The sequence below is a fragment of the Klebsiella sp. M5al genome (assembly GCF_002090195.1).
GTDB classification, from domain to species: domain Bacteria; phylum Pseudomonadota; class Gammaproteobacteria; order Enterobacterales; family Enterobacteriaceae; genus Klebsiella; species Klebsiella grimontii.
In genome coordinates, this window is record NZ_CP020657.1 from 5534701 (window position 1) to 5550952 (window position 16252).

General features: G+C 59.4%; 9 protein-coding genes. 3 read left to right on the forward strand and 6 right to left on the reverse strand.

The window, feature by feature from the left end; genetic code table 11:
- Window positions 1–22: 22 nt before the first annotated feature.
- On the forward strand, window positions 23–1054 hold the full coding sequence (yhjD, locus tag BWI76_RS26730) for an inner membrane protein YhjD (RefSeq protein ID WP_004134249.1): 1032 nt from the start codon (window positions 23–25) through the stop codon (window positions 1052–1054).
- Window positions 1055–1325: 271 nt separating this feature from the next.
- A complete protein-coding gene (locus tag BWI76_RS26735; protein WP_004134247.1) occupies window positions 1326–2648 on the forward strand; it encodes an MFS transporter in 1323 nt (440 codons plus the stop codon).
- Between the two features lie 49 nt (window positions 2649–2697).
- Here BWI76_RS26735 and BWI76_RS26740 read toward each other — a convergent pair whose 3' ends face one another.
- Entirely contained in the window at window positions 2698–4749 is a 2052-nt protein-coding gene (locus tag BWI76_RS26740) for an AsmA family protein (RefSeq protein ID WP_049086116.1), read from the reverse strand.
- 195 nt (window positions 4750–4944) lie between these two features.
- Here BWI76_RS26740 and BWI76_RS26750 point away from each other — a divergent pair, with 195 nt between their 5' ends.
- A complete protein-coding gene (locus tag BWI76_RS26750; RefSeq protein WP_004134245.1) occupies window positions 4945–5880 on the forward strand; it encodes a sugar kinase in 936 nt (311 codons plus the stop codon).
- 183 nt (window positions 5881–6063) lie between these two features.
- On the opposite strand, the gene BWI76_RS26755 is transcribed toward BWI76_RS26750, so the two are convergent.
- From BWI76_RS26755 to bcsZ, 5 genes are all read right to left on the reverse strand, one after another.
- Complete coding sequence (locus tag BWI76_RS26755) at window positions 6064–7569, reverse strand: M16 family metallopeptidase (protein ID WP_004134243.1); 1506 nt, start codon at window positions 7567–7569, stop codon at window positions 6064–6066.
- Window positions 7570–7790: 221 nt separating this feature from the next.
- Window positions 7791–9077, reverse strand: coding sequence for a dicarboxylate/amino acid:cation symporter (locus BWI76_RS26760; RefSeq protein ID WP_004126321.1), 1287 nt, complete (start codon window positions 9075–9077; stop codon window positions 7791–7793).
- 154 nt (window positions 9078–9231) lie between these two features.
- Window positions 9232–11238 carry a biofilm formation regulator HmsP gene (hmsP, locus tag BWI76_RS26765; protein WP_004134241.1) on the reverse strand — a complete coding sequence of 669 codons (2007 nt, stop codon included), beginning with the start codon at window positions 11236–11238 and terminating at the stop codon, window positions 9232–9234.
- 436 nt (window positions 11239–11674) lie between these two features.
- Complete coding sequence (gene bcsC, locus BWI76_RS26770; protein WP_064371545.1) at window positions 11675–15160, reverse strand: cellulose synthase complex outer membrane protein BcsC; 3486 nt, start codon at window positions 15158–15160, stop codon at window positions 11675–11677.
- The gene (gene bcsZ, locus BWI76_RS26775) at window positions 15142–16251 is read right to left on the reverse strand and encodes a cellulose synthase complex periplasmic endoglucanase BcsZ (RefSeq protein ID WP_064371544.1); all 1110 of its coding nucleotides are present in this window, start codon (window positions 16249–16251) and stop codon (window positions 15142–15144) included. The genes bcsC and bcsZ overlap by 19 nt, the downstream gene beginning before the upstream one ends.
- Window position 16252: the final 1 nt, after the last annotated feature.

The following is a 16252-nucleotide window of genomic DNA, read 5'->3' on the forward strand; positions in this document are numbered from 1 at the left end:
GTAAAAAAGGAAGAAATAATTTATGACGCCGGAAAACGACGCTCAACGCCCAACCGAGGATCCGGGCCAGCAGCCGGATAAAAACAAAAGCGCGATGGCTGCGATAAACGACTCTACCGTGGCGAAAAAAGCCAACCAGGCGCTGAAAAGCGTCACCGGAACGGCGGAAAAAGTTCAGCGTAACCATATGGTCGCCCATATCATCCGCGCCGCGGAGCGCTTTAACGACAGGCTGGGTAATCAGTTTGGCGCGGCAATCACCTACTTCTCGTTTTTATCGATGATCCCGATCCTGATGGTCTCTTTTGCGGCCGCCGGTTTTGTTCTCGCCTCGCATCCCACGCTGCTACAGGACATCTTCGATAAAATCCTGCTGAACGTTAGCGACCCGACGCTGGCGGCAACGCTGAAAAATACCATCAATACCGCCGTACAGCAGCGTACCGCCGTCGGTATCGTCGGTCTGCTGGTGGCGCTCTACTCCGGCATTAACTGGATGGGCAACCTGCGTGAGGCCATCCGCGCCCAGTCGCGCGACGTCTGGGAGCGCACGCCGCAGGATCAGGAGAAAATCTGGGTCAAATATTTCCGCGACTTTATCTCGCTGATCGGCCTGCTGGTGGCGCTGGTCATTACCTTGTCGATCACCTCCATCGCCGGCTCGGCCCAGCAGATGATTATCTCGGCGCTTTACCTTGATTACATTGAGTGGCTGAAACCGGCGTGGCGGCTGATTGGCCTGGCGATTTCCATCTTCGCTAACTATCTGCTGTTTTTCTGGATTTTCTGGCGGCTCCCGCGCCACCGCCCTCGCCGCAAGGCGCTGATTCGCGGCACTCTGATTGCGGCCGTCGGCTTTGAGATAATCAAAATCATCATGACCTGGACGCTGCCGGCGCTGGTGAAATCCCCCTCCGGGGCGGCGTTCGGCTCGGTGTTGGGGATAATGGCCTTCTTCTATTTCTTTGCCCGCCTGACGCTGTTCTGCGCCGCATGGATTGCCACCGCCGAATATAAAGACGACCGCCGGATGCCGGGTAAAGCCCACGACTAAATCATTATTGGGCTGAATAAAAGACGCAAAATTCAGCCCAACCTGGCATTTCAGCATATAAATCCAACATGTAACTTTTATTTAACCTAAACCTGGTTTTATTGACCATTATTTGAATTATGTGAAGCATTTCATAGAAGTTATTTTTCTGGCACAGAAATTATTCACTTTTTGCCTATTTTTTAACCTCCCCCCGCACCTTGTTACAGATTGAAATGTCCCCAAGGCTGTGGCTATATGGCCTTTCGTTCGCAAAAAATAAGAAAGATCTATGCAAGCCACAGCCACCACACTCGACAACGCGCAGGACACCGTTCCGGTTAACTCACGCAATAAAGTCGTCGTCGCCTCACTCATTGGCACCGCCATCGAGTTCTTCGACTTCTATATCTACGCCACCGCGGCAGTTATTGTATTTCCACATATTTTCTTCCCGCAGGGCGATCCCGCCGCCGCGACGCTACAATCGCTGGCCACCTTCGCTATCGCCTTTATCGCCCGCCCTATCGGCTCCGCGGTATTTGGCCACTTCGGCGACCGGGTAGGCCGTAAAACGACTCTGGTGGCCTCGCTGCTGACGATGGGGATCTCTACCGTGGTTATCGGTCTGCTGCCCGGCTATGAAACCATTGGCATTATGGCGCCGGTGCTGCTGGCGCTGGCGCGCTTTGGCCAGGGGCTCGGCCTTGGCGGCGAATGGGGCGGCGCGGCGCTGCTGGCGACGGAAAACGCTCCGCCGCGCAAGCGCGCGCTGTACGGCTCTTTCCCGCAGCTGGGCGCGCCGATTGGCTTCTTCTTCGCTAACGGCACCTTCCTGCTGCTCTCCTGGCTGCTGACCGACCAGCAGTTTATGGAGTGGGGCTGGCGTATGCCGTTTATCTTCTCCGCCGTGCTGGTGATTATCGGCCTGTACGTCCGCGTTTCGCTGCACGAATCGCCGGTATTCGCTAAGGTTGCCGCCGCGAAGAAACAGGTCAAAATTCCGCTGGGCACGCTGCTGACCAAACACGTCCGCGTGACGGTGCTCGGCACCTTTATCATGCTGGCGACCTACACGCTGTTTTACATCATGACCGTCTACTCCATGACCTTCAGTACCGCCGCCGCGCCGATTGGCCTCGGTTTGCCGCGTAACGAAGTGCTGTGGATGCTGATGATGGCGGTTATCGGTTTTGGCGTGATGGTGCCGGTTGCCGGCCTGCTGGCGGATGCGTTTGGTCGTCGTAAGAGCATGGTGGTGATCACTACCCTGATCATCCTCTTCGCGCTGTTTGCCTTTAAACCGCTGCTTGGTTCCGGCAACCCGCTGCTGGTCTTTGCCTTCCTGCTGATTGGCCTGAGCCTGATGGGGCTGACGTTTGGCCCAATGGGCGCGCTGCTGCCGGAGCTGTTCCCGACGGAAGTTCGCTATACCGGCGCATCGTTCTCCTACAACGTCTCGTCGATCCTCGGGGCGTCCGTGGCGCCGTATATCGCCGCCTGGCTGCAGGGCAACTACGGTCTGCCTGCGGTCGGACTCTATCTGGCCGCCATGGCGGCGCTGACGATGATCGCGCTGCTGCTGACCCACGAAACGCGCCACCAGTCGCTGTAATTCTCCGCTCGCTCCCCTGACCATCCGGCCAGGGGAGTCTCCTTTCCGACTATTTTTTCATCTGCGACAGTATGGTCCGGCACTGATTCGCCTCGCCTTCGGCGGGTGAGATCAGCGCCAGCAGCGCGGCGGCTGGCGTCACCAGCGTCGCCAGCGCTGCCGCTACCGCGCCGCGCGCAATCAGCGGACCCGCCTTCACGCCCGCGTTCGGCGACTTAAAGCTGCCGCGAACGTACAGCGGGGAACGCAGGGTGATAATACGAAAGCCCTTACTCTCCGGATCGATAGTGAGGTCCAGCTGCTCCGATGCAAAGCTGGCGGTCCCGGTGACGTTGATCAGCGCGTTTTCGGTATCAAACGCGAACACCTGCGGCCGGGCGACGCCGTTGACCACGTCGATATTGGCCGCCGCGCAGTTTACCCGCACCTCATCGTCGCCAAAGATCTGCCCGATGATATAGTTACCGACGTTCAGACCGAGGATTTCCATCAGGTTGCGGCTGATTAGCCCGTCGTTCATCAGCAGCTTCAGGTTACCGTTACTGTTGCCCAGCAGCGCGGCGACGGAGTTGCCGGTACCGCGAAGCTGCACATCGCCGTTCATTTCGCCGAGGGTTTTCTGCATCATCTCCACGTTTGGCATCAGCGCTTTCAGTTTCATGCGGCGCGCCTGCAGGTTCGCCGTCCCCTGCAGCGGTTTTTTATCCCCCTCCAGATGAATGCTGCCGGCAATGGTGCCGTTGGCCAGCCCCAGACGCAGCGGCTGCAGGCGCAGGTCGCCCCGTTCGAGGATCACGTGGGTGGAGAGGTCGCTGATGGGCAGCGTGCCGCCGTGCTCAATGCGCCGCCCTTTAAAGCGCACATCGGCATCCATCACTTGCCACTTGTCGGTTTCAAAGCGGTCATACGGCAACACTTTTCCGGCTGGCTGCGGAGAAGACTCGCCTTTACGCTGTTCGGTTTTGCTCCCTTTGCCGCCGGAGTCGACGCCGATTAGCGGCCCCAGATCCGCCAGCCTTAGCTGCCTGGACTCGAGATCGCCCTCCAGCTTAGGCCGGGGTTTGCCGGTGGTGTAGGTCAGCGAACCGTGGATATCGCTCTCTCCGATACGGCCATTAAAATCCTGATAGGCGAAGCGTGAACCGGCCTTATCCTTGAAGGTGGCCCGTAGATGCCCGTCGGTCGAAAAGGCCGGCGTATCCGGCAGCAGCACGCCGGTCAGGTCGTAGAGATCGCCCAGCGAATCGCCGGAAAACTTCAACCGTAGATCGACGCCGCCGAGGTTAAGCGGGTCGCTGACCGTGCCGGTGAAGGCCACCCGGGTAGTGCCGGAACGAAAATCCCCCTGCAGCGGGAACGGCGTACCTTCGCTGCGCAGCGCCAGCATACCGCCGATTTTTCCGTTACCGGCGAGCGGCTGTCCGTTGTAGCTGCCTTTCGCCTGCAGGCCGAAGACGTAATCGCCGACTTTCTGCGACTGCTCTTTCCCCTTTTCACCGGTCACTTCACTAAACGCCAGCGGCTTACCGAGCGGGTCAACCACAATCGTCAGGTCTGCGCGCGACACCTTGTCGTCGATAGCAATCTTGCCGCGGTCAAAAAGAATATTGTCGAGACGGAAAGACCAGCTGGAAGGCGGCGCATCTTTCTCAGACGCCCCCGCCGAGGCCAGGTCGAAGGTCCAGTTGTTGGTCTTCTCCGACAGTCGAATCAGTCGCGCGTCGGGCTGTTCAAGCTTTATCCACGGCAGGTAGACCGTTTTGCTGAGCAGCGCCAGCGGGGCGAGCGTCGCCTCAACGCGCGGCAGGTGCACCATCGTGACCTGTGGGATATCAGGCGGGTTGCCGAGGACGATATCTTCGGCGTGAACGTGCGGCCAGGGGATCCAGCTTCGCCAGCCGCTTTCGCCGGGCTGGCGTTCCCAGACGACGCCCAGATCGCCGCGAATCGCGAACGGGCGGTTCAGCTCGGCCGACACTTTCTGATTAATCGTCGGCTTCAGGCGGTTCCAGTCAAAGGTCGCCAGCACGATAAAAAACAAAACGATCAGTATGACTATCGTTCCAAGAATAATAGCAACGGTTTTTCGGGTTCTGCTCATCCCTTCTGCACTCCTTTTGCGTATCGCCAGTCCTGAATATAGTTGAGAAACGCCAGTTGCTCCGCCGAATGAGGTTTTCGTCACATAATCCGCGCCAGGTCAAAAAAATAATGGAACGTTGTTTTAATATCATTGACCATAAAAGCGGCCCAGCGCACACTAGGGTTAATATTGATTTAATTTCAGGTCATCACTATGTCTAAGAAAATTGCCGTCATCGGCGAATGCATGATTGAGCTGTCAGAGAAAGGCGCGGCGGTAAATCGCGGCTTTGGCGGCGATACCTTAAACACTTCCGTCTACATTGCGCGTCAGACCGACGCCAGCGCGCTGGGCGTGCACTACGTAACCGCCCTGGGAACGGACACCTTCAGCCAGCAAATGCTTGAATCCTGGCAGAGCGAGAATGTCCAGACTGACCTGATTCAGCGCATGGCCGACCGGCTACCGGGCCTCTACTACATCGAAACCGACGATACCGGCGAGCGCACCTTTTACTACTGGCGTAATGAAGCCGCAGCGAAGTTCTGGCTGGAGAGCGAGCAGTCCGCGGCCATCTGTGAAGAGCTGGCGACCTTTGATTATCTGTATCTCAGCGGCATCAGCCTGGCGATCCTTAACCCAACCAGCCGCGAGAAGCTGCTGACCCTGCTGCGCGAGTGCCGGGCGAACGGCGGCAAAGTTATCTTTGATAACAACTATCGCCCGCGCCTGTGGAGCAGCAAAGAGGAGACGCAGCAGGTTTATCAGCAGATGCTGAGCTGCACCGATATCGCCTTCCTGACCCTCGATGACGAAGACGCGCTGTGGGGCGAGAAGCCGGTGGCGGAAGTGATTGCCCGGACCCACGCCGCCGGCGTGGAAGAAGTGGTGGTTAAGCGCGGCGCCGACTCCTGCCTGGTGGCGATTGCCGGACAGCCGCAGCTGGACGTCCCGGCCGTTAAGCTGCCGAAAGAGAAAGTGGTTGATACCACCGCGGCGGGCGATTCCTTCAGCGCTGGCTACCTGGCCGTGCGCCTGACCGGCGGCGATGCTGAGTCGGCGGCCAAACGCGGGCACCTGACCGCCAGCACGGTGATCCAGTATCGCGGCGCGATTATCCCGCGTGAAGCGATGCCGCAGTCACGGTAGCAGAAGAATCGGCGCTGCTGCTTCCCGGCTCGCGCTGCGCTTAGCCAGGCTACTGTCTGGCGCTGGCATCAACCCGGACAAAGCGCGCCAGCGCCGCCGGGAAAATCACTGGGCCAACCCCGAGCAATACGTAAAACAGATTTGCCATTAAATCACCGGATAGCCACGCTATCCGGTTTTGCTTTACTGTACGGGCGGAATATCCGTCGCTTCGTTACGCCCTTGCGCAACGTCACTGGTGCTGCTGGACGCCGCTGCGGCCGTCGGTGCTGGCGCCATCAGCTTTTCCCACGTCGCCTGCAGATCCTTCATGTTGTATTCCGGCTCGCCCTGCGGCTGCTGCAATACCAGCGCCATATCCTGCGACAACTGCTGCCGCAGATACTGGTTCAGCATGTCGACCGTCAGCGAATTGAGAAACTCCTGGCGCAGCTTCTGATACTGCTCGGGCGCGATATCCACCACCTGATTTTGCAACGAACGCATCCGCTGGCTAATCAGGATCCAGGTATCGGTGCGCGCATAGGTGGCGAACAGCTTCTGTAGCTCGAGGTTTTTCTGCGCGATCAGGGCATCAAACTCCTCCTGCGGCAGGCCGTTATCGCGTACTTTCGCCAGCTCGCGCGCTACGGTAGTTAAGTTGGCGTTCAGGCGCTCGCCCGGCGATTCGATATTGATCGCACACTGGGCGCGCTGGTAGAGGACGCGGCAGTCAAAGCCCAGGCCGATATCCTTAATATTACTTTTGCTCAGATTCTGCTGTACGTGCCAGAACAGCGCTTCCCGGGCCAGATCGTCACGCCAATAGCGCTGTAGCGCTACCGAGTCGCGGATCGGCTGCCACGGCGCATCCCACATCAGCGACAGCTTATCCTGGCGCACCGCATCGGTCATGATGCTGACCGGCGTCGTCGGCAGCGGCGACAGCGTAGGAACCGCCACCGGCGTTTCGCGCTTGCCCTTCAGGCCGCCGAACGTTTTGTTGATTTGCTCCGCGACGCTGCGGCTGTCCACGTTGCCGACCACAATTAGGGTCATGGCATCCGGCGTGTACCACTTGTGGTAATAGTCTTTTAGCTGGGCAATATCCACCGGCTGCTTCAGCGGCGCCGCCGGATCGTGCCCCAGCATGGTGGACCCTTTCAGCCGATAGCGCCACCAGCCTTCTTTGGTATCCGCAGGCCAGGTCGCCACCATATCTTCGCCCTGCAGCGCGTGGTTGACCGCTTCCGGGGTGATCGACATTTTACCGCTGGCGCTGGCCAGCCAGCTCAGCGCTTCTTTCAGCAGATCGTTACGGTTATTCGGTAGGCTCAGGTTAAACAAACTGTAGTCATAAGAGACGATGGCGGGCGGCAGAGGACGCTTCGGGTCAATACTCTGCTGCCATAGCGAGCGGGCCTGCATGGTCGGGAGGCCGCCGTTTTGCGTCAGCGCGAGACGCGGGATAAAGTGGCTAAAGCCGCTCTGCTGAGTGCTTTCGCTCAGCGAGCCAATATTCACGGACAGGCGAACTTCGATACGATCGCTGGGACGCTGCGGGGTGGCCAGAACCTGCCACTGAAACCCGTTCGCCAGTGTCCCCTGTTGCCAGGCCGGGTCCGGCTGGAGCGCTTCTGCCTGCACATAACCGACCGTCGCCAACATCAGCAAACCACCGGTTAAGAGTCGAATTTTTGTGCCCTGCATGTGAACCCCTGATGAACATTCCTGGTTACAACAGCGGCCCACGGGAGGGCCGCCGAAAAAATATGGTGAGTTAAGTACGTCGGTTAGACCACACGGAGATGAAAATGTCGCATGTTGACGTGAAATAATCATAAGGGTCACCGCCGCGCATGCGGCAGCGACCCCTAATTATGCGCAGGAGCCCATAGTCCAGCAAGGAACTATGGACCTAACAGATGGATTTATGAGGATAATTCGTGCGATTTGTTTACCGGCGTACGGTTATTCAGCACATCATCGAGCTGCTGTGAGTCCAGCTCTTTAACCCATTTCGCGACCACAATAGTCGCTACGCCGTTACCTACCAGGTTGGTCAGCGCGCGCGCCTCGGACATAAAACGGTCGATGCCGAGGATGAGCGCCAGACCGGCGACCGGCAAATGGCCGACGGCGGAAATCGTCGCCGCCAGGACGATAAAGCCGCTGCCCGTTACCCCCGCCGCGCCCTTCGAGGAGAGCAACAGCACCACCAGCAGGGTTATTTGATGGAAAATATCCATATGGCTGTTCGTGGCCTGAGCGATAAACACCGCCGCCATCGTCAGGTAGATTGAGGTTCCATCGAGGTTAAAGGAGTACCCCGTCGGGATCACCAGCCCCACCACCGACTTACGGCAGCCCAGCTTTTCCATCTTATCGAGCATACGCGGCAGCGCCGACTCGGATGAAGAGGTGCCCAGCACGATCAGCAGCTCTTCGCGGATATAGCGGATAAATTTAAAGATGCTGAAGCCGGTGGCTTTGGCGATTGACCCCAGCACCACCACCACAAACAGGATGCAGGTGATGTAGAAGCAGACGATCAGCTGGCCGAGCTGCACCAGCGTACCGACGCCGTATTTCCCGATGGTAAAGGCCATGGCTCCGAAAGCGCCAATCGGCGCCAGGCGCATAATCATATTGATGATGCCGAAGATCACCTGCGAGAAGCTTTCGATAACGTTAAAAATCAGCTGGCCTTTGCTGCCGAGGCGGTGCAGCGCGAAACCAAACAGCACCGCAAACATCAGCACCTGCAGAATGTTGCCGCTGGCGAAAGCGCCAATCACGCTGCCGGGGATAATATCGAGCAAGAATGCCACGATCCCCTGGTCCTTCGCCTGTTCGGCGTAAACCGCCACGGCCTTCGCGTCGAGGGTCGCCGGGTCAACGTTCATTCCGGCGCCAGGTTGCACCACGTTAACGATAATCAGGCCGATGATCAGCGCAATAGTACTCACGATTTCAAAGTAGAGCAGCGCCACCGCGCCGGTGCGGCCGACGGCCTTCATGCTCTCCATCCCGGCAATCCCCGTCACGACGGTACAGAAGATAACCGGGGCAATAATCATTTTAATCAGCTTAACGAAGGCATCGCCGAGGGGTTTCATCTGCGCACCCAGTTCCGGGTAAAAATGGCCCAGCAGAATACCGATCGCTATGGCCGAGAGAACCTGGACATAGAGGCTTTTAAAGAAAGAGATTTTCATAGGGTGTCCTTTGGATATAACCACAGACCGTGAGGGGGTATTGCGTCCGTGGCTTAAAAATAACACCCATGAAACATTTCAGAAATAACGAGTGATGAAATTGCAATGTAATTGTTAATTTATTTGAACTGACTCGCGTAAGCTAACAATACGTTTACAAACTTGCATCCTCTACGGCGGCGGGTAAAAAGCGAGCGATAAAAGCCTCAGGCGGCATGGCGCAGCCAAAAAGATACCCTTGCACCGTCTCGACGCCCGCCTCCTGCAGCCAGCGATACTGCTCATCGGTTTCGACGCCCTCCGCGACGATGTGCAGATTCAGCCCTCGCGCCAGCTGGATAATCGCGGGCACCATGCTGATGTCATCAGGTAGCATATCGATAAAGACTTTATCGATTTTCAGGATATCCACCGGCAGCGATTTAATATGCTGCAGTTGACGCAGGCCGGCATAGCCCATACCAAAGTCATCCAACGCGATCCGCACGCCCGCTTCACGTAGCGGACGCAGCAGGGAAATCATGGCCTGCGGGTCGTCTATTCGACGACTTTCGGTGACTTCGAGTATCAGCGTCCCTGGCGCGATACGATAGCGCGCGAGCAGCGCCAGCATTTCCGCGCCGCGATCGTGATGCAGCAGCTGTAGCTGCGACACGTTGACCGATAGCGGCAACATGATCCCCTGGTTTTGCCAGGCGGCAAGCTGTCGGCAGGCCTCTTCCATCACCCAGTAGCCGACCGGGACGATCAGGCCGCAGGCTTCGATACGCTCAATCAGATCGCCCGGCAGCGACCAGCTCCCGTCAGCCTGACGCTGACGCAGCAGCGCCTCTGCACCGCAGACCTCGCCGCTGGCGGTATCCACCTTCGGCTGCAGCCAGATGGCAAACTGCTGATTATCAAGCGCCGTTAAAATATCGTGCTCTTCCATCAGGCGGCGCTGCGCTTTTTCCATCTGTTCTGGATCGAAGAACTCAATCTGATTTTTACCTTTACGCCGCGCGGTGACGGCGGCGGAAAACGCCCGGCGATAGAGCTGTTCGCCGTTAATTTCACCGTGAAACATCGCAATGCCGACGCTGGCGCAGGGGCGCAGCTGGATGCCGTGCAGCGGTAAACGTTCGCTTAAGACAGTAAGTACTTGCTTACTTAACGTCACCGCCTGCCAGGGTTCGGTAATTCCGTGGGCCAGAATCGCAAAATCGTAGCCGCTCACCTGGGCCAGCACCATCTGCGTCGGGATAACCGCCCGCAGCTTTTCGACGAGCGTCAACAGTAGCATTTCGCGCTGCGTCTCTTTAAGTACGCCAGCGGTATCCTGCAGCGTTTCGCAGGCGACGATCAGCAGTGCAGACGGCTGCGGACGGGCGACGGTTTGCTCCAGCATGGCCATCAGAAAGGCTTTGTTCGGCAGCTCGGATACCGGGAAACGGGTCGACTGCAAAGAGAGCTCGTCGTGCATGCGCAGCAGCGTCTGCTGATTGCGGTTGTAGCTACGCACCAGCATGCCGATTTCATCATCATGATGTAAACGCGGCAGCGTGAGCTGATGGCCCAAACGCTCATGCTGCGGGACATCGTTCAGCTCACGGGCGATTTTACGCAGCGGGCGGACGATTAGGCGGTTGATACACCAGGTGATCGCCACCGTCAGAATCAGCACCAAGAGTAAGTAAGCAGTCACTAACGTTGCCAGCGCGCTCATGACGAATTTATACATGCGGTAGGAATCGGCCTGCAGCACCAGATAGGCCAGCGGCTGCGGGTTCGCCGGACGTTCAAGGGAGTAAATTGGCAGTGAAATCTGCACCGGCAGTTCGAACATCCGGGTGATCGTCACCGGCACCGGGCGTTCGGGAATAAAACGCATCCGCAGCGCCTGGAACTGGTTGGGCAACACGACATCCGCCCGGCTGACGATGCCCGCGGGCTGAATACGGCTCAGAATGGCTTCCGCCTCAGGGATATCGGCTTTCAGGATAGCCGCTGACAGCGGTTCGCGAACGGAACGCGCGATGCTTTCTAACTGCGTGGCCGTGGTAAAGCGACTCTGCTGAACGAAGTGGAACAGCAGAATAGAACAGAAGACCAGTACAAACGCCATGGACACGCTCGCGACCATCGCCATCTGTTTAATTGTAAGTGAACGGCTGACGCGCAACGGGGGTTCTCCACTGAAACTGAACGTATATCCGACGAAAATCCATCCACGCCGGTCATTTTCAGGCTGATTATATACTCAAATTGTTCGCCCGCGCCCGAGGGCGCAAAGCCATGCCTTCGGGACGTTTTCCCGGAGGCGGCGCGGTGCGCCTGTCCGGGCTACAAAACCCAAAACCGCACGGACCCGTAACCGGGGGCATTCCCGGGTGGCGGCTGACGCCTTACCCGGGCTACAAAACCGTCCGGGCGACAAGTTCACCACCGCCATCGGGCCGGTAGCCTGGACAGGCGCCCCTCGCGCCGCCTCCGGGATGCAGCGCGCAGTGCAGCTTCAGCGCCACCGGAAGGGAAATCTGCGTGCCTGACCGAAGGCAACGAGTATACGCGAAGAGCGCCGTGGAGTGGCGCCCTGTCGCATAATTCAGTCTAATCTGCTACCAGTCGGCGTAAGGCACCAACGGCTGCGGTGGCATATCCATATCGCCCTGCCAGCCGGAAGCTGAATAGCGGACGTACAGCAGCGCGTGGCTCGGGGTGTAATCCTTCGCCTGCTGAATATCCACCGCCGCCCCGACAAACCAGTTGCTGGTGACCCGTCGCTCAATCAGCGCCCGCGCGGTATAGCCGACGCCGGAACTGCTGCTGCCCTCTTCCGTAAGCTGGCTGGCATCATGGCGATACTGCGAGGGAAGCAAATTGAGCAGCGGATAGCGCGCCTCGGTTTTGGTGCGCGAATGGGACCACGACACCGAGCCTCCCAGCTCCCATGACCAGTTCTCCGTCCGCTGACGCCAGGTGACCGGCACCGAGAAGGAGACATATTCCTGCGGACTGTAGTAACCGCCCTGACCCAGGGTATAGCCGCTCAGGTCTTTATCATAGTGCCAGAGCATATTGTTCAGGCCGACGGTGACCCGGCGGTTATCTTCATTAACCACTTTATAGTAGTAGCCGGTCATCCAGCGCACGCGCCAGTTGTCGGCGACGTTTTTCCCGGTCAACTGGTCGACGCCCAGCGAAGACCAGACGCCGTTGGCCTCGCCTTTATCGTAGCTCAGACTCACACCGCCGCCGTCGGCGCGCACTCCGCCCCAGCTCTTGCCGGTATGGCCGTCGTTAGGGTTATCTTTCTGCCCGCCAAAGGCCAGCAGCGAGCTGGAGATGGGGCGTCGGTGGAGATTAACGGTGTAGCCCAGCGGGCCAACGTCGCTGCTGTAGCTCAGGCCGCCCACCACATCAACGACGTTAAAGCCCATCGGCGTAGTGCCGATATCGCCGCTCCAGGTCTCGTTCTTCCAGCCCACCGCGACGCTGGCGCCGCTATCGCTCTGGTGTTTGCTGCCGCCGGTACAGGCGATTTCGCCGCAGGTACCCCAGCTCGGCGAATAGCTGCCGTCGCTCTTCGTCGAAAAGCTCCCGGCATTCATATTCACCAGATCGGTACGGAAGAACATGCGCCCGTCGGCCAGCGGCGCGTCCACGTGCAGCATGGTGGTATGCGCTTTCAGGTCGGAATAGCCGCCGGTACCGCTGGAGCCCCAGTAATCATGTTCGAGGGTGACATTAAGATCCTGCTGACGATAAAGATCGGCGGCGTCGCTGCGGATCCCGCGTTTCAGCCAGTCATCGCTGCTATCGTTACGCGTCAGCCGCGTAAAGGTGTCGTTATCCTGCGGGCGCTCGCGGGCAACGCCGGAGGCCACCATTGCATCTTTATAGCCTTCCAGCGCCTGCTGCGGCTCGTCGTTCTGCGCCTGAAAACGCGCGGCGTCGCGCAGCACCAGCGCGCTTTCCATTGACGGCGGCTGCGCTTTCGCCTGCGGCACGATGCGGGCGAAGGTTTGCTGCGCCTGAGCGCGATCGCCCAACCCGGCCTGCGCCTGGGCGATACGCCGCTGCATATTGATAGAATCGATGTCTTCGCCCTTGAGCTGCGCCACCTGGGCGCGGGCGGCGTTTTTATCGCCATCGGCAAGATACACTTCCGCCAGGCCCAGACGCGCATCGCCGTTATCCGGCTGCTGGCCCAGCACCCGCTGATATTGAGCAATCGCCGTCTGGCTGTCGCCGCGCTGCTGCGCCCAGTCCGCCAGCGTCAGCGCGTAGCGCACCGACGCCGGCTGCTGTTGAATCAGCGCGATGGCCCGGTCTTCCTGGCCGTCGTCGCGCAGCTGGTTTGCCTGACGCAATACGTTATCGCTTTGCAGGCGCGCCTCCAGCTCGCGGATATTGTCCGTCCACTGCCCGCGCGGCAGGGCGTTAATCTGCGCCAGCGCCCTCTCATCCTGATTATTCCCGGATAGATAGAGGCCGTAGGCGTAAACCCGGTCGGCATCGCCGGGCTGGCGGTTGACCATCGCGCGCATGATCGCATCGGCTTCGCTGCGGCTGCCCGCGCTGACCAGATCCCGCGACAGGCGGTAGGCGATCCACACGCTATCCGGGTCCAGCGCCAGCCGTCTGCGCTGCACTTCCGCCGCCTGCGCCCAGTTGCCCTGGCTCTCCAGCGCTTCGGCCTGTTTCTCCAGGCGATCGTTGGTCAGGCTGCGTTCAATATCATCAATGCTGCGCCGCTGGCCCGGCGACAGGCTGGCGATATACGCGCTGGCTTTTTCCGGCGATTCGCCGCGATACAGATTCGCCAGACCGCGCACCGCCAGGCTGTTGCCGCGATCCATACGCAGCGCGCGCTGGTAGTAACGCTCCGCCGCCGCATTTTCTTTACGCGCCGCCGCCACGTCGCCCAGCCCCAGCACCGCATAGCTATCGGTATTGTCTATACGCTGCGCCTGGGCGTAATGATTTTGCGCCTGCGCCAGCCGGCCGCTTTTCAGGGCGCTATCGCCCTGCTTAATCAGCAGCCAGTAGCGGTTAGTCTTGAGCAGGCTGTCCCACTTATCGCGGCTCGGGCTATCCGGGTCCATTTTGATGGCTTTACTCAACTGGGCGACCGCCCGCGCCCGATCGCCGCGCTGAGAATACGCCTGCCCCAATGCGCCAACCGCGTCGCTGTCTTTGGCATCCGCCCGTACGGCCTGCTGCAAATCGGCCACGGCCACCGAACCTTTCCCGGCCTTCACCGCCGCCAGCCCCTCCGCGCGATCGCGGAACGTCGGGTCTTTTAGCTGCGTCTGCTGCTGAGCGAGCAGGACGCGGGCATTCGCCGAGGTGGAACCGGTGGGAAACTGCATGAGAAAGCGCTGCAGCGCCTGCACGCTGGCCCGGCTGACCGGCATGCTTTTCACTTCGTTAAACCAGATATCCGCCGCGATACCGCGGCCCGCCGCCGAGCGCGACATCTGCTCCAGATAAGCAAATCCCTCTTCCGGCTTATTATCGCCAAACATCTGTTTCGCCAGCGCCGTTTGCAGCGAGACGTTGCCCGGCAAGCGGGCGTTAAGTTTTTTCAGCTGATTGATGCCTTCGTTATGACGGGCGGGCAGCCGCGCCACCAGCGTCCAGTACTCAATCGCCGCATCATCATCATCAGGAACGCCGTTAAACAGCTTCTCGTAAGCGACGATGGCCTCATCAACCTTCCCGGCCACGCCCAGCAGGCGCGCCTGCTGCAGCTCCTGGCGACCATCGCCGGCGCTGCTTTTCATCTCGTCGCGCGAGGCTTTCAGCTCAGGCGATTCCGGCGCCAGCTTCGCCAGACGCTCCAGCTGCTGCTTCGCGCCGGCGGTATCGCCCTGGCGGAGAAGATAACGCATCCGCGCGGCGACAACGTCCGGGTTATTGGGGTCGATCAATTCCAGGCGGTAGAGCGACTGGCGCACCAAATCCTCACGTTTGCTGGCCTCGCCGAGGCGGACCTGCTCCAGTAGATGCTCCTGAACAGGGGTAGTCGCGGCATGCGCCAGCGGCATCAGCGCGACGCCCAGGGAGAGAGTGAATAAGCTTAGTGAGAACTTGTGCATTCCTGGTTCCAGTCAGGCCGTAATTCACCGCCGGCGGTGAAACGAAAACGGTGTTGATCCCATCCCTGGCCGAAAAGGGTCAGGACCGCGCTGTAGTATGCATCCGCCCCGGGATAGTCATCGGCGACGCGCTGGCGCTGTATGGCGCGGGCATCTTCCTTCTGCAAGAACGGCAGTAACGCCGCGGAGAAGCCGACCGGGCCATTGCCGGTGGTTTTACCGGTCGCGATGTTGGTTTTTTCCGGCGGCACGCCCTGTGAAACCGTCTGAGCCGCCATCGGTTTAAAGCGCGCCAGCAGGGGGACTTTTTGCTTATCGCCGTCATCGAGCATACCGGTCCACAGATAGACGCGGATGGCGTCATAGCTGCCGATAATCGGTTTATCCGCTTTCAGCTGCCAGCCTTTCCCTTTCTGGTAGCGCACCCAGTCAGGCGAGAAGCCTTTTGGCGCGGTCTCCAGCAGCAGGCGCAGATTGTTGTCGCGTATTTTCGGCCAGGGTGAGCCAAACGCGGCAAAATAGGTTGCCAGCTGCGGCGGTAGGTAGCTGGGATTAAAACGCCAGCCGCCGTCATCGACAAAGCCGACTTTTCCCGGCAGCACCAGCGGCCCCAGCCCCGGCACCGTGGCCACTTCTTCGGCGGCAATGCGCGCCAGCAGCGCTTTACCGACTTCCGTATAGTGAGGCGTTTGCCACAGACGTCCGGCTTCCAGCAGCGCCCAGGCTATCCACAGGTCGGAGTCCGAGGCGGAGTTGCTGTCCAGCACCGTCCACTGGTCATCGCTCTTTTTCCCCCACAGCCAGCCCGGCAGGTGCGCGCGCAGGTCGCCCTCGGCAAGGTTGTTTTGCGTCCACTCGAACAGCTTGCGGAAACCGTCGCGATCGTTAGCCGCCAGAGCAAAGAACAGCCCGTAGCTTTGCCCTTCCGAGGTGGTTATTTTTCGCGCATCGCTGGGATCGATAACCCGACCTTCGGCGCTGACGTACTCTTTTTTAAACTGCTCCCAGGCCGGCCACTGGCAGGCGGCGCTCACCTGCGCCGCCGCCAGCATCAATACCGATAACACCACACTACGTACCGCGTTCATCATC

Excerpts from the sequence above, each read along its gene's own strand:
- BWI76_RS26750 (WP_004134245.1), top strand. The coding sequence starts at position 4,945 with ATGTCTAAGAAAATTGCCGTCATCGGCGAATGCATGATTGAGCTGTCA.
- BWI76_RS26735 (WP_004134247.1), top strand. The coding sequence starts at position 1,326 with ATGCAAGCCACAGCCACCACACTCGACAACGCGCAGGACACCGTTCCG.
- bcsZ (WP_064371544.1), bottom strand. The coding sequence starts at position 16,251 with ATGATGAACGCGGTACGTAGTGTGGTGTTATCGGTATTGATGCTGGCG.
- BWI76_RS26740 (WP_049086116.1), bottom strand. The coding sequence starts at position 4,749 with ATGAGCAGAACCCGAAAAACCGTTGCTATTATTCTTGGAACGATAGTC.
- bcsC (WP_064371545.1), bottom strand. The coding sequence starts at position 15,160 with ATGCACAAGTTCTCACTAAGCTTATTCACTCTCTCCCTGGGCGTCGCG.
- yhjD (WP_004134249.1), top strand. The coding sequence starts at position 23 with ATGACGCCGGAAAACGACGCTCAACGCCCAACCGAGGATCCGGGCCAG.
- BWI76_RS26760 (WP_004126321.1), bottom strand. The coding sequence starts at position 9,077 with ATGAAAATCTCTTTCTTTAAAAGCCTCTATGTCCAGGTTCTCTCGGCC.
- BWI76_RS26755 (WP_004134243.1), bottom strand. The coding sequence starts at position 7,569 with ATGCAGGGCACAAAAATTCGACTCTTAACCGGTGGTTTGCTGATGTTG.